At 63.6% G+C, this 21,383-nt stretch carries 9 protein-coding genes and 2 rRNA genes; 2 read left to right on the forward strand and 9 right to left on the reverse strand.

The features are described from left to right. Positions 1 to 92: 92 nt before the first annotated feature. The 5 genes from E5206_RS19035 to E5206_RS19055 form a co-directional block, all read right to left on the reverse strand. Positions 93 to 3,219: ribosomal RNA gene (locus tag E5206_RS19035) — 23S ribosomal RNA — on the reverse strand. A 563-nt stretch (positions 3,220 to 3,782) separates the two neighbouring features. Further along, a 16S ribosomal RNA gene (locus E5206_RS19040) occupies positions 3,783 to 5,306 on the reverse strand. The 16S and 23S rRNA genes sit together here, the layout of an rRNA operon. Positions 5,307 to 5,768: 462 nt before the next feature. Further along, the gene (locus E5206_RS19045; protein WP_136323858.1) at positions 5,769 to 9,464 is read right to left on the reverse strand and encodes a 1,4-alpha-glucan branching enzyme; all 3,696 of its coding nucleotides are present in this window, start codon (positions 9,462 to 9,464) and stop codon (positions 5,769 to 5,771) included. 1 nt (position 9,465) lies between these two features. Further along, complete coding sequence (treS, locus tag E5206_RS19050) at positions 9,466 to 11,262, reverse strand: maltose alpha-D-glucosyltransferase (RefSeq protein ID WP_136323859.1); 1,797 nt, start codon at positions 11,260 to 11,262, stop codon at positions 9,466 to 9,468. A 5-nt stretch (positions 11,263 to 11,267) separates the two neighbouring features. Beyond that, on the reverse strand, positions 11,268 to 13,340 hold the full coding sequence (locus E5206_RS19055) for an alpha-1,4-glucan--maltose-1-phosphate maltosyltransferase (protein ID WP_276605951.1): 2,073 nt from the start codon (positions 13,338 to 13,340) through the stop codon (positions 11,268 to 11,270). A gap of 151 nt (positions 13,341 to 13,491) precedes the next feature. Here E5206_RS19055 and glgP point away from each other — a divergent pair, with 151 nt between their 5' ends. Next, on the forward strand, positions 13,492 to 16,110 hold the full coding sequence (gene glgP / locus E5206_RS19060; protein ID WP_168709391.1) for an alpha-glucan family phosphorylase: 2,619 nt from the start codon (positions 13,492 to 13,494) through the stop codon (positions 16,108 to 16,110). Here the strand turns inward: glgP and E5206_RS19065 are convergent. From E5206_RS19065 to glgX, 3 genes are read right to left on the reverse strand one after another with little or no spacing between them, the layout of a single operon-like run. Next, a complete protein-coding gene (locus E5206_RS19065) occupies positions 16,107 to 16,463 on the reverse strand; it encodes a barstar family protein (RefSeq protein ID WP_136323861.1) in 357 nt (118 codons plus the stop codon). The two genes, glgP and E5206_RS19065, sit on opposite strands and share 4 nt — an antisense overlap. A 6-nt stretch (positions 16,464 to 16,469) precedes the next feature. After that, on the reverse strand, positions 16,470 to 16,940 hold the full coding sequence (locus E5206_RS19070; RefSeq protein WP_136323862.1) for a ribonuclease domain-containing protein: 471 nt from the start codon (positions 16,938 to 16,940) through the stop codon (positions 16,470 to 16,472). 26 nt (positions 16,941 to 16,966) lie between these two features. Beyond that, positions 16,967 to 19,081 (reverse strand): glycogen debranching protein GlgX, encoded by a 2,115-nt coding sequence (glgX, locus tag E5206_RS19075; protein WP_136323863.1) that lies wholly within the window; start codon positions 19,079 to 19,081, stop codon positions 16,967 to 16,969. 116 nt (positions 19,082 to 19,197) lie between these two features. Between glgX and E5206_RS19080 the strand changes: the two genes are divergently transcribed. Continuing rightward, a complete protein-coding gene (locus E5206_RS19080) occupies positions 19,198 to 20,019 on the forward strand; it encodes a carbon-nitrogen hydrolase family protein (RefSeq protein ID WP_136323864.1) in 822 nt (273 codons plus the stop codon). A gap of 299 nt (positions 20,020 to 20,318) precedes the next feature. Here E5206_RS19080 and rlmB read toward each other — a convergent pair whose 3' ends face one another. Beyond that, positions 20,319 to 21,305: a 23S rRNA (guanosine(2251)-2'-O)-methyltransferase RlmB gene (gene rlmB / locus E5206_RS19085; protein ID WP_136323865.1), complete on the reverse strand. Its 987-nt coding sequence runs from the start codon at positions 21,303 to 21,305 to the stop codon at positions 20,319 to 20,321. Positions 21,306 to 21,383: the final 78 nt, after the last annotated feature.

The raw sequence follows: 21,383 nt of genomic DNA on the forward strand, positions 1-21,383 counted from the left end.
TTGGGAACCACATAGTGGACGCAAGCAGTCTTGTTTCTTTGTACTCTCTTCATGGTGTGAGCGTCTTTTGAATCCGTTCACGAAGAGAGTGTGTGGTGTAAGTTATCGGCCTATTAGTACCGGTCAGCTTCAACAGTCTTTAGTCCTGTCTTCCACGTCCGGCCTATCAACCCAGTGGTCTGGCTGGGGGCCTCTCACACACAAGGTGTATGGAAATCTCATCTCGAAGCGAGCTTCCCGCTTAGATGCTTTCAGCGGTTATCCCATCCGAACGTAGCTAATCAGCGGTGCACTTGGCAGTACAACTGACACACCAGAGGTTCGTCCGTCCCGGTCCTCTCGTACTAAGGACAGCCCTTCTCAAATTTCCTGCGCGCGCAGCGGATAGGGACCGAACTGTCTCACGACGTTCTAAACCCAGCTCGCGTACCGCTTTAATGGGCGAACAGCCCAACCCTTGGGACCTACTCCAGCCCCAGGATGCGACGAGCCGACATCGAGGTGCCAAACCATGCCGTCGATATGGACTCTTGGGCAAGATCAGCCTGTTATCCCCGAGGTACCTTTTATCCGTTGAGCGACGGCCATTCCACAATGTACCGCCGGATCACTAGTCCCGACTTTCGTCCCTGCTCGAGATGTCTCTCTCACAGTCAAGCTCCCTTGTGCACTTACACTCGACACCTGATTGCCAACCAGGCTGAGGGAACCTTTGGGCGCCTCCGTTACTTTTTAGGAGGCAACCGCCCCAGTTAAACTACCCATCAGGCACTGTCCCTGACCCGGATTACGGGCCGAAGTTAGATGTCCAAAGTGACCAGAGTGGTATTTCAACGATGACTCCACCCGGACTGGCGTCCGGGCTTCCACGTCTCCCACCTATCCTACACAAGCCACTCCGAACACCAATACCAAACTATAGTAAAGGTCTCGGGGTCTTTCCGTCCTGCTGCGCGTAACGAGCATCTTTACTCGTACTGCAATTTCGCCGAGTTTATGGTTGAGACAGCGGGGAAGTCGTTACTCCATTCGTGCAGGTCGGAACTTACCCGACAAGGAATTTCGCTACCTTAGGATGGTTATAGTTACCACCGCCGTTTACTGGGGCTTGAATTCTCAGCTTCGCCTTGCGGCTAACCGGTCCTCTTAACCTTCCAGCACCGGGCAGGAGTCAGTCCGTATACATCGTCTTGCGACTTCGCACGGACCTGTGTTTTTAGTAAACAGTCGCTTCCCCCTGGTCTCTGCGGCCCCTGCACGCTCCGGACAGCTTGTGTCCATCACGCTGGGGGCCCCCCTTCTCCCGAAGTTACGGGGGCATTTTGCCGAGTTCCTTAACCATAATTCTCTCGATCGCCTTAGTATTCTCTACCTGATCACCTGTGTCGGTTTGGGGTACGGGCGGCTAAAACCTCGCGTCGATGCTTTTCTCGGCAGCATAGGATCACCGGATCCCCCCGTGAGGGGGTCCCATCGGGTCTCAGGCATCATGAACGGCGGATTTGCCTACCGTTCGCCCTACATCCTTAGACCGGGGCAACCATCGCCCGGCCCGGCTACCTTCCTGCGTCACACCTGTTAATACGCTTGCCTCCCAGGATCAGGTCCCGCGCTCCACCAAAACCCTCACACCACAAGGGCGGTCGGGCAGGTCTCGGGCGGTTAGTATCCCCTGTTCAGCATGGGCGGTTTTTCGCCGGTACGGGAATATCAACCCGTTGTCCATCGACTACGCCTGTCGGCCTCGCCTTAGGTCCCGACTTACCCAGGGCAGATTAGCTTGACCCTGGAACCCTTGATCATTCGGCGGACGGGTTTCTCACCCGTCTTTCGCTACTCATGCCTGCATTCTCACTCGTGTAGGCTCCACCGCTGGTTTACACCGCGACTTCACTGCCCACACGACGCTCCCCTACCACTCCAGACACCTGAACCACGAAGGCTAGGCACTTGTCTGAAATCCACAACTTCGGCGGTGTACTTGAGCCCCGCTACATTGTCGGCGCGGAATCACTTGACCAGTGAGCTATTACGCACTCTTTTAAGGATGGCTGCTTCTAAGCCAACCTCCTGGTTGTCTTCGCAACTCCACATCCTTTCCCACTTAGCACACGCTTAGGGGCCTTAGTTGGTGGTCTGGGCTGTTTCCCTCTCGACTATGAAGCTTATCCCCCACAGTCTCACTGCTGCGCTCTCACTTACCGGCATTCGGAGTTTGGCTGACGTCAGTAACCTTGTAGGGCCCATTAGCCATCCAGTAGCTCTACCTCCGGTAAGAAACACGCAACGCTGCACCTAAATGCATTTCGGGGAGAACCAGCTATCACGAAGTTTGATTGGCCTTTCACCCCTACCCACAGCTCATCCCCTCCATTTTCAACTGAAGTGGGTTCGGTCCTCCACGACGTCTTACCGTCGCTTCAACCTGGCCATGGGTAGATCACTTCGCTTCGGGTCTAGATCACGCCACTGCAACGCCCTGTTCAGACTCGCTTTCGCTACGGCTTCCCCACACGGGTTAACCTCGCGACGTAACACTAACTCGCAGGCTCATTCTTCAAAAGGCACGCCGTCACCAGAATCAGACTGGCTCCGACGGATTGTAAGCACACGGTTTCAGGTACTGTTTCACTCCCCTCCCGGGGTACTTTTCACCTTTCCCTCACGGTACTGGTCCGCTATCGGTCATTAGGGAGTATTTAGGCTTATCAGGTGGTCCTGACAGATTCACACGGGATTTCTCGGGCCCCGTGCTACTTGGGATACTCTCCAGGCGGTATGACAACATTTCGGTTACGGGGCTCACACCCTCTCTGGCCGGCCTTTCAAGACCGTTCACCTATGCCCACACTTCGCACCTCACCAGTCCGGCAGAACTGGTACGGAAAGTCCCACAACCCCGACCATGCAACGCCCGCCGGCTATCACACATGGAACGGTTTAGCCTGATCCGCGTTCGCTCGCCACTACTGACGGAATCACTATTGTTTTCTCTTCCTGCGGGTACTGAGATGTTTCACTTCCCCGCGTTCCCTCCACACACCCTATGTGTTCAGATGCGGGTCACCAGGCAGCTCGCGCCCCTGGCGGGGTTTCCCCATTCGGACACCCTGGGATCACAGTCCGGTTATCGACTCCCCCAGGCTTATCGCAGATTCCTACGTCCTTCTTCGGCTCCTAATGCCAAGGCATCCACCGTGTGCTCTTAAAAACTTGACCACAAAAGATCAAAAACGCTATTTTCGAGAGAACCACGGAAACCACACCGCCACCAGCCACACCCCCGAAGAGGCACAACCACGCAACGGCACAGATCCAGGTTCATATTCTTGGAAATTGCTTCTTATAAAAGATGCTCGCGTCCACTATGTAGTTCTCAAACAACAACCCCGTACCACACACCCCACACACCAGCCCCGCCAAAGCAGGAACCGGAACCGTGTGATCGGTGCAGCCAGGAAACCAGAAACAAACAAACCCACACCACACCCCGCCCGCCCCCACAAGGGAACAAACAGACATGCGGCATGGCCCTGTTGCCTCAGGACCCAACAGTGTGCCAAACACTACCCGGCGGACCATCCCGGCGAGCGTTCCAGGACAGGACACCCCGAAGGGAACCCGTCCGTACTAGCTGCCGGCCTGTGCCGCCAGGCACCTATCTGCTGATATTCCACCCGTGAGCACCCGCCGCAGAACAATCGCCTGCGCAACGGGCCTACTCCTGACAACCCCTGAACACCCGCATACACGGGGCACGGAAAGTTGTAGGTGCTCCTTAGAAAGGAGGTGATCCAGCCGCACCTTCCGGTACGGCTACCTTGTTACGACTTAGTCCCAATCGCCAGTCCCACCTTCGACAGCTCCCTCCCACAAGGGGTTAGGCCACCGGCTTCGGGTGTTACCAACTTTCGTGACTTGACGGGCGGTGTGTACAAGGCCCGGGAACGTATTCACCGCAGCGTTGCTGATCTGCGATTACTAGCGACTCCGACTTCATGGGGTCGAGTTGCAGACCCCAATCCGAACTGAGACCGGCTTTTTGGGATTAGCTCCACCTCACAGTATCGCAACCCTTTGTACCGGCCATTGTAGCATGCGTGAAGCCCAAGACATAAGGGGCATGATGATTTGACGTCGTCCCCACCTTCCTCCGAGTTGACCCCGGCAGTCTCCTATGAGTCCCCGCCATCACGCGCTGGCAACATAGAACGAGGGTTGCGCTCGTTGCGGGACTTAACCCAACATCTCACGACACGAGCTGACGACAACCATGCACCACCTGTGAACCGGCCGCAAGCGGGGCACCTGTCTCCAGATGTTTCCAGTCCATGTCAAGCCTTGGTAAGGTTCTTCGCGTTGCATCGAATTAATCCGCATGCTCCGCCGCTTGTGCGGGCCCCCGTCAATTCCTTTGAGTTTTAGCCTTGCGGCCGTACTCCCCAGGCGGGGCACTTAATGCGTTAGCTACGGTACGGAGAACGTGGAATGTCCCCCACACCTAGTGCCCAACGTTTACGGCATGGACTACCAGGGTATCTAATCCTGTTCGCTCCCCATGCTTTCGCTCCTCAGCGTCAGTTAATGCCCAGAGACCTGCCTTCGCCATCGGTGTTCCTCCTGATATCTGCGCATTTCACCGCTACACCAGGAATTCCAGTCTCCCCTACATCACTCTAGTCTGCCCGTACCCACCGCAGATCCGGAGTTGAGCCCCGGACTTTCACGGCAGACGCGACAAACCGCCTACGAGCTCTTTACGCCCAATAATTCCGGATAACGCTTGCGCCCTACGTATTACCGCGGCTGCTGGCACGTAGTTAGCCGGCGCTTCTTCTGCAGGTACCGTCACTTTCGCTTCTTCCCTACTGAAAGAGGTTTACAACCCGAAGGCCGTCATCCCTCACGCGGCGTCGCTGCATCAGGCTTGCGCCCATTGTGCAATATTCCCCACTGCTGCCTCCCGTAGGAGTCTGGGCCGTGTCTCAGTCCCAGTGTGGCCGGTCACCCTCTCAGGCCGGCTACCCGTCGTCGCCTTGGTGAGCCATTACCTCACCAACAAGCTGATAGGCCGCGAGTCCATCCAAAACCACAATAAAGCTTTCCACCCCCCACCATGCGATGAGGAGTCATATCCGGTATTAGACCCAGTTTCCCAGGCTTATCCCAGAGTTAAGGGCAGGTTACTCACGTGTTACTCACCCGTTCGCCACTAATCCCCCCACAAGTGAGGTTCATCGTTCGACTTGCATGTGTTAAGCACGCCGCCAGCGTTCATCCTGAGCCAGGATCAAACTCTCCGTTGAAGTAAAACAAAAACAGACACAACCAACAGGCCCACGGGAAAACGCGGACCCAGGCTGCACAAAATTTGAAACCAGCTGTAAAAACCAGACCACACCACGGGGTGGCGGATCCAGTCAATTCAACCAATCCAATACAATAAATTGGTATCAACAAACTTGGCACACTATTGAGTTCTCAAACAACAGACACACCCGGCACCACCCGGACCACACGGTCCAGGATCGCTCCGGAGCAACCTAACAAACTTACCCGGCCGCTTCACCCTTGTCAAATCAGCTCTCCCGACTCAGTTTGCCGTGAGGCTTCTGGGTCTTCGTGGCCGTTCAACTCCGGGGAGCAGCGCGGAAATAAACTCTACCACCACTTTGCCCTGCTGACAAAGCCGGCCTTTCTCGGATGCCAAAAAGCCCGGAATCACGGGGATTCCGGGCTCTTCGGCAGTCCGCCGCCTGACGGGCGGGCTAGCCCAGGGGCTTGAAGTACGCGGCGCCCAAGGGGGGCAGCGTGACCGTTAGTGTTGCCGGCTGACCGTCGAGGCCGCCGTCGGACGCGGTCAGGGTGCCGGTGTTCACAACACCCGAGCCGCCGTACTCGGCGGAGTCGGTGTTCAACACTTCCTTCCAGCCGCCCGCGGACGGAACGCCGAGGCGGTAGTCGGTGTGCGGGCCGCCGGAGAAGTTCACGGCGCACACCAGGGGGCTCCCGGCGGCGTCGCGGCGGATGAAGGTGAGCACGTTCCGGTCCGAGTCTCCGCCGTTGATCCACTGGAACCCGTCAGGATCGTTGTCCCGCTCATACAGGGCCGGGGTCGAACCATAAAGCTCGTTCAGGTCCTTGGTCAGGAGTTGCACGCCGCGATGCGCCGGGATGTCGGCGAGCCACCAGTCCAGTCCGTGCTGTTCGGACCATTCCGCCTCCTGGCCGAACTCCGTGCCCATGAAGATCAACTGCTTGCCCGGATGCGCCCACTGATAGCCCAGGAATGCCCGCAGGTTCGCCAGTTGCTGCCAGCGGTCCCCCGGCATCTTGCGCAACATCGAGCCCTTGCCATGCACGACTTCGTCGTGGCTGATGGGCAGCAGGAAGTTCTCCGTGTAGGCGTAGATCATAGAGAACGTGATGGTGCCGTGGTGCCACCGGCGGTTGTATGGATCCTCGGCCATGTACTTGAGCGAGTCATGCATCCAGCCCATGTTCCATTTGATGCCGAAGCCCAGGCCGCCCTGGCTCGTCGGAGCCGTGACCCCCGGGAACGCGGTCGATTCCTCGGCGATCATGACGGCGCCGGGGTGGGTCTTGTAGACGGTGGCGTTGACCTCCTGAATGAAGGAGATCGCCTCGAGGTTTTCGCGTCCGCCGAAGCGGTTCGGCTGCCACTGCCCTTCCTCGCGTGAGTAGTCGAGATAGAGCATCGAGGCGACAGCGTCGACCCGCAGCCCGTCGATGTGGAATTCGTCGAGCCAGTAGAGCGCGTTGGCGACGAGGAAGTTCCGGACTTCACGGCGGCCGAAGTCGAAGATCAGCGTTCCCCAGTCCGGGTGCTCGCCGAGGTTCGGATCTGCGTGCTCGTACAGGGTTTCGCCGTCGAACCTGGCCAGGGCCCACTCGTCCTTGGGGAAGTGCGCGGGAACCCAGTCCAGCAGCACACCGATGCCGGCCTGGTGGAGCTCATCCACGAGGTGCCGGAATTCGTCCGGGTGCCCGAAGCGCGACGTCGGGGCAAAGTAGGAGGTGACCTGGTACCCCCAGGAGCCGCCGAAGGGGTGCTCGGCCACGGGCATGAATTCCACGTGGGTGAACCCCAGCCACTTGACGTACTCCACCAGTTCCTTGGCCAGCTCGCGGTAGCCGAGGCCGACCCGCCACGAGCCGAGGTGGACCTCGTAGACGCTCATGGGCGAGTTCTGCGGGTCCCGGGCGGCCCGGGCTTCCATCCACTCGGCATCCTTGAAGGCGTAGGAGGGCTCGACGACGCGGGACGCCGTCAGCGGCGGGATTTCGGTCCCGAACGCCAGCGGATCCGCCTTCTCCACCCAGTGACCGTGCCGGGACCTGATCTCGAACTTGTAGCACGCCCCTGCTGGAACCCCGGGAATGAAGAGTTCCCAGACACCGCTGGATCCCAGCGAACGCATGGAGTGCTGCCGGCCGTCCCAGCCGTTGAAGTCGCCCTTGACGCGGACAGCCTGGGCGTTCGGGGCCCACACTGCGAAGGACACGCCGTCGACGTCACCGAGTGAAGACTTGTAGTGCTGGACGTGCGCGCCGAGCACATCCCAGAGGCGTTCGTGGCGGCCTTCCCCGATCAGGTGCAGGTCCACCTCGCCCACGGTCGGGAGGTAGCGGTAGGGGTCGTCAGCCAGCTGCGGCTCGTGGTCCTTGTAGCTCACTTCGAGGCGGTAGTCCGGCACATGGCCGTGCTCGAGGGGTTCCAGAACGGCCACCCACACACCGCCGGACTCATGGGTCATCGGGACCGTGCCGGCCGCGGTGACCACGGAAACGGCTTCAGCCAGGTGCTTGACCGCCCGGATGGTCACGTGGCCGTGGTCATCGAGGTGCGCGCCAAGGACCGAATGCGGCGCATGGTGCTCGCCGGACGCGACCCTTGCAAGGGTCTCCGCGTCCACGGGGAGCGGGGCGCCGGGCCGATCGATAGGTGTGGATCCTGTCATTTTGATACCTTCCGCTGCGGCTTCGGCTGGAACGCCGGAACCTGTACTGCTGAGGAGACGACGTGATGCGTTGACCGGGATGGATAGCCAGCCCGGCCTGTTCCGTAATTCGTAGATGACTTCATATAGTGCCTTGTCCAGCCACAATGCCGTGAAGAGCGGCGAGTCCCGGTCAATGATTCCGGGGGTGACTTCCGCGTAGCCGGCCAGGAAGGCCTCGGCGCAGTCGTCCGCCCACGAGGCCGGCACGACGGTGCCCGGGTGCTCCCGGACGGCCGCACCGGCAGCATAGTCGAAGGACCGCAGCATCCCGACGACGTCGCGCAGCGGGACGTCGGGAAAATTACGTTCCGAGATGGGCCGGAGCGGTTCCCCCTCGAAGTCCAGGATGGCCCAGCGCCGCGCCTTCCCGGCGCCTCCCGGGACCTGGAGGATCTGGCCGAGGTGGAGATCGCCGTGGATGCGCTGCAAGGAGCCTGCGCTGCTGCCTTGAAGCCGCAACAGCAGCCTTTCCAGCGCGTCATCGTACGGCCCGACGGCGTTCCAGGCTTCTGCCCAGGACCGGCGCACGCGCTGGGCTACTCCGGCCGCGATGTCGCGGCCGGGAACCGCTTCGGCAGCGGTCCCGAGGGCCGCGGCCAGCCTGCGGTGCACCGTGGCGGTGGCCATGCCAAGCGCATGGGCCTCGGCGGTGAAATCGATGCCGTTGCTTGCCGCGTCCACGGCCAGCCGCCAGGCGTCGAGGCCGCCGGCCAGGAACTCGTGGGCTACTGCCAGTTCGCCGTGCGCGGGGCGGGTGCCGCCCGTCGCGTCGCCCGCGGGAGTATCCCATTCCCCGTTAACCCAGCCGAGGGTGGCCGGAACCTCCGAGGTGCGCCCGGCGGTCAGGGCTGCGCCGATTTCCACCTCCGGGTTCTGGCCCTCGGAGAGCACGCGGAAGAATTTCAGGATGGCGGCCGAACCGCCGTCGTCGACTATCACCGAGCTGTTCGACTGCTCGCCGGAGAGCACCCGCACCGTGCCGGTGGCGGAGGGCAGGCGGTAGCCGGACTCCACCAGGTGGCCGGCGGCGTTCCCCGACGGCGCGGTGCCGCCGCCGCGCATCAGGTCCAGCCACGCGGAGACGAAGGCGGGGTCGTGGACGCCGTCGTAGATCCAGCGGTGGTCGTCATCCCCGGTTTCCTCCGCGGCGCCGCCGCCACGGAGGCTTTCCCCGATCAGGGCCGACTCCGCACCGGCCAGGGGCGCGCGGCGGAAGCTGAGCGGGACCTGCACGACGTCGCTCCGGTTGCCGTCGGCCGTCGGATAGCGCACCGCGAGGAGCAGCACCTCAAGCTCCGCCTCGCCGTGGCCGTCGTCCAGGCGAAGGGCGCCGGCCGGTTGGAAGGTGAACGCCGTGCTCTTGACCGGGAACCAGCGCTGGCGCGGGAGCCACGCGCCCAGCAGTTCACGCAGGGCGGGGGTCAGGGTCGGTCGGCTCATGTCAGCCTTCGAGGGAAAGGATCGGCATCGCCTGGGTGAAGGGGGACGCCGGGTTGGAGGAGGACGAGCGGATCCGGAGCCAGAAGAAGTCGTGGCTGCCCAGGGTCAGTGTCAGGGTTCCGTCCTCGCCGATGGCCGGGAACGCCTGGCCGCCGAACACATCCCTGAGGCCCCGCCCGGAGTATTTCGGCACCCGCAGGGTCGTGGCCACCGGGTGCTGGGACAGATTGAAAACGCACAGGATGGTTTCGCTGTCCTCGCCGGCCGCGTTGCCTTCCGGAAGTTCGCGCAGGTAGGCGAGGACGACGTCGTGATCGGCCTCGACGTGCTTGAAGCCGCCGAGCCCGAAGGCGGGGTGGTTCTTCCGGACGCTGAGGATCTGCCGGGTCCAGCGCAGCAGCGAACCCGAATGGGCAGCCTCCGCCTCCACGTTGGCCATGCTGTAGTTGTAGACCAGCGACTGGATCACGGGAAGGTACAGCTTGCCGGGGTCCGCGTTGGAGAACCCGGCGTTGCGGTCCGGGTTCCACTGCATCGGGGTGCGGACGGCGTCGCGGTCTTCCAGCCAGATGTTGTCCCCCATGCCGATCTCGTCCCCGTAGTACAGGAACGGACTTCCGGGCAGGGACAGCAGCAGGGCGTTGATGAGTTCGATTTCCGAGCGGGAGTTATCCAGCAGCGGGGCGAGCCGGCGTCGGATGCCGATGTTGGCGCGCATGCGCGGATCCGGCGCGTACCAGCCGAGCATCGCCGCACGCTCGTCCGCCGTGACCATTTCCAGCGTCAGCTCGTCGTGGTTGCGCAGGAAGGTGCCCCATTGTGCGCCTTCGGGGATGTCCGGGGTGTCCTTCATCGTCTCGATGATGGGGGCGGCCTTCTGGTCCCGCAGCGCATAGTACAGGCGCGGCATGATCGGGAAGTGGAAGGCCATATGGCATTCCGGTTCCTCTTCGGTGCCGAAGTATTCCACCACCTCAGCGGGCGGCTGGTTGGCCTCGGCAATGATCACGCGGCCCGGGTAGCTGTCGTCGACCATCTTGCGCAGCTTGCGCAGGAACTCGTGGGTCTGTGGCAGGTTCTCGCAGTTGGTGCCCTCTTCTTCGAAGAGGTACGGAATGGCGTCGGCGCGGAAGCCGTCGATGCCCTGGTCCAGCCAGAACCGCACGACGTCGAACAGCGCGTCGATGACCTTGGGGTTTTCAAAGTTGAGGTCCGGCTGATGGCTGAAGAAGCGGTGCCAGAAGAACTGGCGGCGGATCGGGTCGAAGGTCCAGTTGGATTCCTCCGTGTCCACGAAGATGATGCGGGCGTCCTGGTACTTCTCATCCGTGTCGCTCCACACATAGAAGTCGCCGAAGGGTCCGTCCGGGTCGCGCCGCGATTCCTGGAACCAGGGATGCTGGTCCGAGGTGTGGTTCAGCGGAAGGTCGATGATGACGCGCACGCCGCGGGCATGGGCCTCCGCCACGAGCCGCTTGAAATCGCTGATGGTTCCGAACTCGTCCAGCACGGAGTTGTAGTCCGAGATGTCGTAGCCGCCGTCGCGGAGCGGGGACTGGAAGAACGGCGGCAGCCAGAGGCAGTCCACGCCCAGCCACTGCAGATAGTCCAGCTTGTCGATGAGCCCGTGGAAATCACCCGAGCCGTCACCGTTTCCATCGGCAAAGCCCCGGACCAGCACCTCGTAGAACACCGCCTTCCGGTACCACAACGGGTCATGCTGGAGGCCCGGCGCATTCAGTTCAAAGCTCGCCTTCGGGCTGAAGTGCTGGCTGGGGTTCTGCGGGCTGAAACTCATTGGCGCTACCTCCGGATGCTCAGAATGTGTGCGGGCTCGACGTGCGCATCCAATCGGACGTAGTTGTACTCCCCCCACTCCCAGCTCTCGCCGGTCAACAGATCATCCACCATAAAGCCGCCATTGTGCGTCAGGTTGTCCGGGTCCAGCTCCAGCGCCTCAAGATCCAGCGAGACGGTGCTCTCGCGGATGCCGTGCGGATCGACGTTGACGACGATGATCAGGGTGTCCTTCGTGCCGTCCGGCAGGGTCTTGTGCTTGGAGTACACGATGGTGGCGTTGTCGGTGCTCTGGTGCACCGTCAGGTTCTGCAGGTCCCCCAGCGCAGGGTGGGCGTGGCGGATGGCGTTGAGCCTGGTCAGGTAGGGGGCCAGCGTGCGGCCGGATTCTGCCGCCGCGTCCCAGTCCCTGGCCTTGTACTCGAACTTTTCGTTGTCGATATACTCCTCGGCCCCCGGGCGGGCCACGTGTTCGTACAGTTCATAACCGGCGTAGACGCCCCAGATCGGGCTCGCGGTTGCGGCCAGCGCGGCACGGATCCTGAACGCGGCCGGACCGCCGAACTGCAGGAATTCGGTGAGGATGTCCGGGGTGTTGACAAAGAAGTTCGGCCGGAAATACGCCGGGGATTCGTGGCTGACTACCTGGAAATACTCCTCCAGCTCCTCCTTGGTGTTCCGCCAGGTGAAGTAGGTGTAGGACTGCTGGAAGCCCGCCCGGCCCAGCGCGTGCATCATGGCCGGGCGGGTGAACGCCTCGGCGAGGAAGACGACGTCGGGGTGCTTCTTGTTGACCTTGGCGATCAGCCATTCCCAGAACCACACCGGTTTGGTGTGCGGGTTGTCCACGCGGAAGATCTTGACCCCGTGGCTGACCCAGAGCAGCACGATCCGGAGGATCTCCTTGGACAGTCCCTCGGGATCGTTGTCGAAGTTGAGCGGGAAGATGTCCTGGTATTTCTTCGGCGGGTTCTCGGCGTAGGCGATACTGCCGTCCACGCGGGTGGTGAACCACTCCGGGTGGCTTTGGACCCAGGGGTGGTCCGGGGCCGCCTGCAGCGCCAGGTCGAGGGCGACTTCCAGTCCCAACCCGTTGGCGCGGGCCACGAAGGCGTCGAAGTCCTCGAAGGTCCCAAGGTCCGGGTGGATGGCGTCGTGCCCGCCTTCCTTGGCACCGATGGCCCAGGGTGAGCCGGGATCATGCGGCCCCGCCAGCAGCGTGTTGTTCGGGCCCTTCCGGTGCTGGATGCCGATCGGGTGGATCGGCGGCATGTAGATGATGTCGAAGCCCATACCGGCGACGGCCTCGAGGCGTTTGGCCGCGGTGCGGAAATTTCCGGAAGTCCATTCCCCGGTTTCGTGGTTGCGGACGGCACCCTCGGAGCGCGGGAAGAATTCATACCAGGCGCCGCGGCCGGCGAGGTCCCGTTCCACCTGCAGCGGGTAAGGCTCGGAGACGGTCACCAGTTCCCGGATCGGCTGGCGTTCGACGACGGCGGCCACCTCGGCGCTGAATCCGGCGGCGAGGCGTTCTTCAGGCGTCAGGGACGGATCGGACAGGACAACGACGGCCATCCGCAGGGTCCGCCGGTCCGAAGACGGACGGGCGGGGTCCTCGGATGCTTCGGACAGCAGGGCGGCGCCCTCCGCGAGCATCAGTTCGACGTCGATGCCCGCTTCCACCTTCACCTCGGCGTTGTGGTGCCACGTGCCGTACCGGTCATGCCAGGCCTCGATGACGAAGGACCAGTTGCCGGTGGCGGACGGCGTCAGGAGCCCTTCCCACCGGTCAGTGCCCTGCCCTCGCGGACCCCGGGGCGGTGCGAGCCGGACACGCTGGCGCTCCTTTCCGCGGGGATCGCGGAGAACCGCGCTGACCCCGAGCCGGTCATGGCCCTCACGGAAGACGGTGGCGCCCACCACGAGGCTTTCTCCCACGACTGCCTTGGCAGGGAATTTCCCGCCTTCGACAGCGGGCTGTACGGCCGTGATCGGAAAACGGCCAAATCGAAGGCCATCCGTGATCAGGGCCTTCGGCTTTTGCTTGGACACGGCACTGGTTCGCGAGTTAGTCGTCACAGCCTCGACGTTATCTAGAAATCGGCCAGATTGCTAAGGATGCGAACGTGTTCCGGCGGTTTCCGGATTTTTCCGGATGGCTATCCGTCATTTACCGGAAAGAATCCTAAAGCAGTTCCGAGGCTCACACTTGTCCGTTAGTGTTTCGCTGGTGAAGGCAATCCGCAGATTTACCGTCCGAACCGTACTCCCGGAATCGATCCGGCCGCTGGCCCGGCTCGCCACCAACCTCCGGTGGTCCTGGCACCGGCCCACCAGGGAGCTCTTCAAGGGGCTCAACCCCCAGATCTGGGCTGAGAGCGCCCATGACCCGGTGACGTTCCTGGGGCTGGTCAGCAGGGAAGAGCTGCAGCGTCTCGCGGCAGACCTTGACGTCGTGCGCCGCGTCCACGCGGCGGCCGACGACCTGGACAGGTACCTCGAGCAGCCGCGCTGGTACCAGAGCCTTGGCGAGGCCGCGCCGTCCTGCATCGCTTACTTCTCCCCCGAATTCGGCATCACCGAAGTCCTGCCCCAGTACTCGGGCGGCCTGGGCATCCTCGCCGGAGACCATCTGAAGGCGGCCTCCGACCTCGGCGTTCCGCTGATCGGGGTCGGCCTCCTCTACCAGGCCGGCTATTTCAAGCAGTCCCTTTCCCGCGACGCCTGGCAGCAGGAGACATACCCGGTCCTCGACCCCGACGGCCTGCCTCTGACCCTGCTGCGCGAGGCCTCCCCGGACGGCAACGGCAAGCCCGTCCAAATCTCGCTGCCCCTGCCCAACGGGCGCCGGCTGCTGGCGCACGTGTGGCGGGCCGACGTCGGGCGTGTCCCGCTCCTGTTGCTGGACTCCAACGTGCCGGGCAACGACGACGCCGCGCGCGGCATCACCGACCGCCTGTACGGCGGCGGCGGTGACCACCGGCTCCAGCAGGAACTCCTGCTGGGCATGGGCGGGGTGAAAGCCCTCCGGGCATTCCAGAAGCTCACCGGCAACCCCGCCCCCGAGGTTTTCCACACCAACGAGGGCCACGCCGGTTTCCTGGGCGTCGAGCGGATCCAGGAGCTGATGTCCGGGGCTGACCCCTTGAGCTGGGATGAAGCGCTGGCCGCCGGACGGGCGTCCACCGTGTTCACGACCCACACGCCGGTCCCGGCCGGGATCGACCGTTTTGAGACCTCGCAGATCCAGCACTTCTTCGACGCCGGGCTGGCTCCGGATGTTCCGGTCGCAAAGATCCTGGACCTGGGCCGGGAAGACTACGCGGACGGCAATCCCTTCGTTTTCAACATGGCGGTCATGGGCCTGCGGCTGGCCCAGCGGGCCAACGGCGTCGCCAAGCTGCACGGCGTCGTATCCCGCGGGATGTTCTCGGCCCTCTGGCCGGGATTCGACCATTCCGAGGTGCCGATAACTTCCGTCACCAACGGCGTGCACGTTCCGACCTGGGTCGACCCGCGCGTCTCGCAGCTCGCCCGGGACCAGTTCGGCTCCGATGCGGAGTCGCAGGGCCGCTGGGACCTGGCCTACAACGTCAGCGACGAAGACGTCTGGGCGATGCGCCGCGAAATGCGCGTATCCCTGGTCGAGGATGTCAGGCGCCGGCTCCGGGCGTCCTGGAAGAAGCGCGGCGCGGCCGACGCCGAGCTTGCCTGGACGGACTCCGTGCTGGATCCGGACATCATGACCATCGGCTTTGCCCGGCGCGTGCCGACCTACAAGCGGCTCACCCTGATGCTCCGCGAACCCGAACGCCTCAAGGCCTTGCTGCTGCACAAGACCCATCCGATCCAGCTGGTGATCGCGGGGAAGTCGCACCCGGCCGATGACGCGGGCAAGAAGATGATCCAGGACCTGGTCCGGTTCACCGACGACCCCGCAGTGCGCCACCGGATTGCGTTCCTGCCGAACTACGACATCGCGATGGCCCGGACGCTGTTCCCCGGCTGCGATGTGTGGCTCAACAACCCGTTGCGTCCGCTCGAGGCCTGCGGAACGTCCGGCATGAAGGCCGCCCTGAACGGTTCGCTGAACCTCTCGGTCCTGGACGGCTGGTGGGATGAGATGTACGACGGCGAGAATGGCTGGGCGATTCCGACTGCCAACAACGACGCGTCCCCCGAGGAACGGGACGATATCGAGGCGGCAGCGCTCTACGAACTCCTCGAAACCCAGGTGTCACCCCGGTTCTACGGGCTGACGGTCTCCGACGCGGCCGGGGCGGCCGGTCCCTCGCAGTCCGAAGCGCAGAAGGTCCCCACCCACTGGGTATCGATGATCAAGCACACCATGTCGCATCTGGGCCCTGCCGTCTCCGCGGAACGGATGCTCAAGGACTACGTCAACGTCCTCTACCGGCCAGCGGCCGAAGCCGGACGCCGCGCCGTCGCGGAAAACTACGCCCAGGCGAAGACCCTTGCCGGCTGGATCTCACGGGTCCGGGCCGCCTGGCCGCAGATCCAGGTGGAGCATGTGGACTCCGTGGGTGTCTCCGAAGACCCGCAGATCGGCGATCTCCTCCAGGTGAACGCCTATGTGGACCTGAAGGACCTTTCCCCGGACGATGTCTTCGTTGAGGTCGCCTATGGCCGCGCCGAGGACAGCGACGAACTGGCGGACGTCACGGTGGCCGAGCTGAAGTCCGCCGAGAGTCTCGGCAAGGGCCGCCACCTCTTCAGCGGCACCCTCGTGATCGACCGTTCCGGATCGTTCGGCTACACGGTCCGTGTGCTCCCCAAGCACGAGGCCCTCGCGTCGAAGGCCGAGCTTGGCCTGATCGTCAACGCCTAGAGGCAGACGGCGATGACGGCCAGGTTCTTCCCGGCATAGCGTTCGGCGTCCTGCAGGATCTCGCAGATGACGCCGAAGGAGCGGTCTGCCCGGAAGACGGCAGGCACCTGCCAGATGAAGGTGATCGGGGCCTGGCCGTCATCCGTGACGGAATCCGCGAAGTCGTGCAGCGAGTCGTTGAGGGCATCGAGGTTGACCCCATAATGCTCCGGGAACTGCAGGGTCTCGCCGAACGCCTTCAGGACGGCCTTCTTGGTGTCCGCGGCCGGGATCACAACGGTGCGGCGGCCGGCGTCGCCGATCTGGTCCTTCAGCTCTTCGAGGGTCCAGGTGTCTGCCGAGTAGATCTTCATGGTTCCTTACTTGCCTTCGACGATGAATCTGAATGAAGCGTAGTGGTCCGCGGTGTAGTATTTTTCGCCGGTTTGTCCCACCACGATCCGGCGCGCTCCGCGGTCCGGCGCTTCCGGTGTCCGGACCGTGTATTCCTTGTAGTATCCGGAGGATTTCCGCGGGAGAATCCCTTCGAAGTTGCCGAAGTTGATGCCGTCCTGGGCGTAAGGGAACGGCCCGCCCTTCGCGATCAGGGCGAGGGTCTGGCGCCCCTGCGGCGGCAGTTCGGAGGCTTTCACTTCGACGAGTTGCGAGGGATTCGCGACGCCGGTCGCACCGGCCCCGCCGGAGGGCCGTGAAGTGGCGCTGCCGGAGGTAGCCGCGGCAGCGCTGCCGTCGAGCCGGGTGCCGCTGAACTGGCCTCCGGAGACGATGGCCAGCACCACGAGTCCGGCCAGCAAGGCGACGAAGGCGAGCATTTTCGTGGACTTCCGCATTGCCTGAATCCTTGCTGTGCGCCGGGCTAGGTGCGGTAGATGTTGATGGTATTGGCCTGGACCACGTCACGCTCCCCGGAAGAGACGCGGACGCCCTGGCGCCGGTCGTTGAGCTCGGAGGTCGTCATCCGCAGTTCGAAGAGCCGGTGGCCCGTGCCGCCCTCATTGCTGAGAGCCGGCAGCGTGACCTTGACGTCCTCGGCGGCCCCGTTGACCACCACGAGACCGACCACCTGGCCGTCGTCGGAGCCGAGCAGGAGCTGGACCACGCGGTGGCGGGGGTCCTGCCAGCTGTCCCCGGACATCGGAATGCCGCTCGCATCGAACCAATGGAAGTAGGACTGGTTCTCCCGCGCCGGATAGTCGTGCGGCTGGCCGGCGAGGAATTCCTTGCGCAGCCGTATCACGCGCTTCGTGATGCGCAGCATGGCGTGGGACTGCGGGGTGTTGGTCCAGTCGATCCAGGCGATGGGGTTGTCCTGGCAGTAGGCGTTGTTGTTGCCCTGCTGGCTCCGGCCGATCTCGTCCCCGGCGGTGATCATGGGCACGCCCAGGGAGATCATGAGCGAGGTCATCAGGTTGCGGCTGGTCTGCGCACGGCGGGCAAGGATTTCCTCGTCTTCCGTCGGGCCCTCGAAGCCGTGGTTGTAGCTGCGGTTGTCTCCGTGGCCGTCGCGGTTCTGTTCCCCGTTGGCCTCGTTGTGCTTGCGGTCGTAGGACACCAGGTCCGCAAGCGTGAAGCCGTCGTGCGCCGCGATGAAGTTGAGGGAGGCGAGCCTGGACCGTCCGGAGGGCTCGAAAAGGCGGGCCGAGCCGGAGAGTGCGTCGGCGAGGCGGGCCACCGAGCCGCCATGGCCGCCGGCGTCGATCGCGGCGCGGTCCGCGAGCCAGAAGCTGCGGATTGCATCGCGGAAGTGATCGTTCCAGTCCACCCAGCCGGCCGGGAACCGGCCGGTCTGCCAGCCGCCGTAACCCAGATCCCACGGTTCGGCGATCAGCTTGGTTCCGGACAGGACCGGATCGGCGGCGACGGCGACCAGGAAGGGATGCCGCGGATCGAACTCATTGGCGGCATTGCGGCACATCGTCACCGCGAGGTCGAAGCGGAAGCCATCGATGTGGAACTCGGACACCCAGTACCGCAGGGAGTCCAGCACCAGCTGGACCACCCGGGGTTCGGCGAAGTTCAGGCTGTTTCCGCAGCCGGTGGTGTCCACGTACCTGCCGTGGCCGTCATGGCGGTAATACTGCATCTCGCCCAGGCCGCGGAAGCTCAGGGTCGGGCCGTCCTGGCCGCCCTCGGCGGTGTGGTTGTAGACGACGTCGAGGATGACCTCGAGGCCCGCGGCATGCAGCAGTTTGACCATGCCCTTGAACTCGTCCTGGACGGCGTGCGGGCCCGCGGCCTGCGCTGCCTGGGTGGCGTAGCCAGGGTGCGGAGCGAAGAACGCGGCCGTGTTGTAGCCCCAGTAGTTCGTCAGCCCCAGATTTTGCAGGTGCGGTTCATCGACATGGAAATGGACCGGGAGGAGCTGGATGGCGGTGATGCCCAGCGCGATCAGGTGCTCGATCATGGCCGGGTGCGCCATGCCGGCATAGGTACCCTGCAGCTCTTCCGGAATGTCCGGGTGCAGCATGGTCTGGCCGCGGACATGGGCCTCATAGACGATGGTGTTGCGCCATGGAACGCGGGGGGCATGGTCCACTCCCCAGTCGAAGTCGCTGGCCATCCGGACGTTCGTGATGAAATCGTCGCGTTCGTCCACGCCCCGCCCGTAGGGGTCCAGCAACAGCGGCTGCGCGCCGTCGAGGTCAAAATCCATCGTGGGCATGGCGAGCGGCAGCGCCTCATGGTCCGGGGAGGCGCGGAAACCGTATCGCGAGCCGGCAGGGATGCCCTCCACAATGCCATGATGGACGCCGTCGGTAACATTGGGCAGGGTCGTCAACTGCCAAGTGCCCCCGGGAGCCTGATAGGCGATCTCCAGGGTGGTCACGCCAGGGGCGTAGACGGCCACGTTGGCGCACGCACCCCGAGGGTCATCCATTGACGGGGAACCGGTACAAGGAACGCTGATCCCCAGCGGGAACGCGCGTGAGGCGTCCACGGTGGAAGCTGTGTCTACAAAGGGCATAACCATTGCTTAAAGCTTAGCCGGGACGGACAAATGACCCGCGTTTTCGTTTTCATGACGATTTGAAGTGTACTGAATAGCTGCGATGCATACTTGAATGAAGCGCCGTCTTGGAGGTAATTGTGCGGGTTGCACTGGCTCAAATCATCACCGGCCGCGATCTTGCCGGGAATCTGGCCCTCGTGGAGGACTATGCGCGCCAGGCCAAGGCCGCGGGAGCGGAGCTGGTCGTGTTTCCCGAGGCGGCCATGCGGGCCTTCGGCAATTCGCTGCTGGACATTGCCGAGCCCCTGGACGGCCCCTGGGCCTCGCGCGTGCGCGCCGTCGCGGCGGAACTGGGAATCGTGATTGTGGCGGGAATGTTCACGCCCGTGGCCTCTTCCGGAGCCGGGGACGACGGCAGCGTGCGCAAGGTCCGCAACACGCTGCTGGTCACCGGTCCGGGGGTGGAGACCAGCTATGACAAGATCCATCTCTTCGATGCCTTCGGATTCGCGGAGTCGGACACCGTCGACGCAGGCACCGAGCCCGTCACCTTCCAGCTCTCCGGCGTGACGTTCGGCCTCGCCACGTGCTACGATATCCGCTTCCCTGACCTATTCACCGAAAATGCGGACCGCGGCGCCGAGGTGAACATCGTCTGCGCTTCCTGGGGTTCGGGCGCCGGCAAAGCCGATCAGTGGAAGCTGCTGGCCCGTGCCCGGGCCGCGGATTCCACCACGGTGGTGCTGGCCTGCGGCCAGGGCGATCCGGCCACGCAGGGACTCGCTGTCCGAGGCTCCGCGCCGACCGGCGTCGGGCACTCGGTGGTGGTATCCCCGTTCGGGGACGTTCTGGCAGAGCTCGACGGCGCCCCCGGCCTGCTGTTTGCGGAACTGGACACCGGCGTCGTCAAAGAAGCCCGCACCAAACTCCCGGTCCTGGCCAACCGCCGGAAGTTCTAAGTCTGCAATCTCCCTCGTCACCTCCGCGTGCGCCGGCGCCCTGTGGTCACCCCCGCGGTCACCGGCGCCTTGCAGTCGCTTAGACACCTCCCGACGCTTCCTCCGGCCGCGGCCGGAAGCGGCGGCGGGAGGAAGGGAAGCCCCGAGGGCCCCGAACTGAGCTTGCGAAGTTTGGGAAGGGGCTGACCGCTAAGCGACGGCAAAACTGCGGTTCCGGCGAAACCCAACCACGACTCAGGTTCCGACGGAACCCAACCACGACTGCCGTTCCGGCGGACCCAACCCCGAAGAAGCGGGGACTACTTGGCGGCGCGCTGGCGGGAGATCTCGTAGAGCGAGATGCCGACGGCCATGGAGGCGTTGAGCGATTCCATTGCGGAATCGATCGGGATGGAAACGATCTGGTCGCAGTTTTCGCGGACCAGGCGGCTCAGGCCCTTGCCCTCGGAACCCACGACGAGGCATACCGGCTCGGTCGCCAGGGCCAGGTCCGGCAGCGAAACGTCGCCGTCGCCGTCGAGGCCCAGAACGTAGATGCCCATGTTCTTGAAGGCCTTGAGGGTGTTGTTCAGGTTCGCGGCGCGTGCCACGGGGACGCGGACGGCGGCTCCCGCGCTGGTCTTCCAGGCCGAGGCGGTAACGCCGACGGAGCGGCGCTCCGGGACGATCACGCCGTGGCCGCTGAAGGCCGAGACCGAGCGGATGATGGCGCCAAGGTTGCGCGGATCGGTGATGCCGTCGAGCGCGACGAAAAGCGGCGCGTTGGCGACATGGCCCTTCTTCCAGCTCTCGAGGGTCTGCTCGGCCAACTCGTAGGCGTCCTGGTACTCGTACGGCGGGATCTGCAGCACGAGTCCCTGATGGATGGCGTCGTCGGTCATCCGGTCCAGCTCGGGCTTGCCGGTTTCCAGCAGCGGGATGCCGCGCTCGGCAGCCAGCTTGAGGGACTCCTTGACACGATCATCCATCTCGATCCGGATGGCGACGTGCAGGGCCTTGGCCGGGATGCCGGCACGCAGCGCCTCCACGACGGAGTTGCGTCCGGTGACGACTTCCTCGGTGGCACGACCCTTGGGGCCGGAGCGTGCGCCGGCGCTGCGCGGGGCGCCCGGGCGCTTGGCCGCGGAGCGCTCCGCGAGCTGCTTGTTCTTGTGGGCCTTGTGGTAGGGACGGTCCTCCGCCTTGGGAGTGGGGCCCTTACCCTCAAGGGCCTTGCGGCCGTGGCCGCCGGTCCCGACCGTGGGGCCCTTCTTCATTTTGACCGAGCGGCGACCGTTGTTGGCCATGAGTTTCACCCTTTTAACTACGCGATTCGTTGATAAGTCTGAACTCCAGTCTACTGACTCGCGTTAAATCCTCGACCG

Source organism: Arthrobacter sp. PAMC25564 (assembly GCF_004798705.1).
GTDB lineage: Bacteria > Actinomycetota > Actinomycetes > Actinomycetales > Micrococcaceae > Arthrobacter.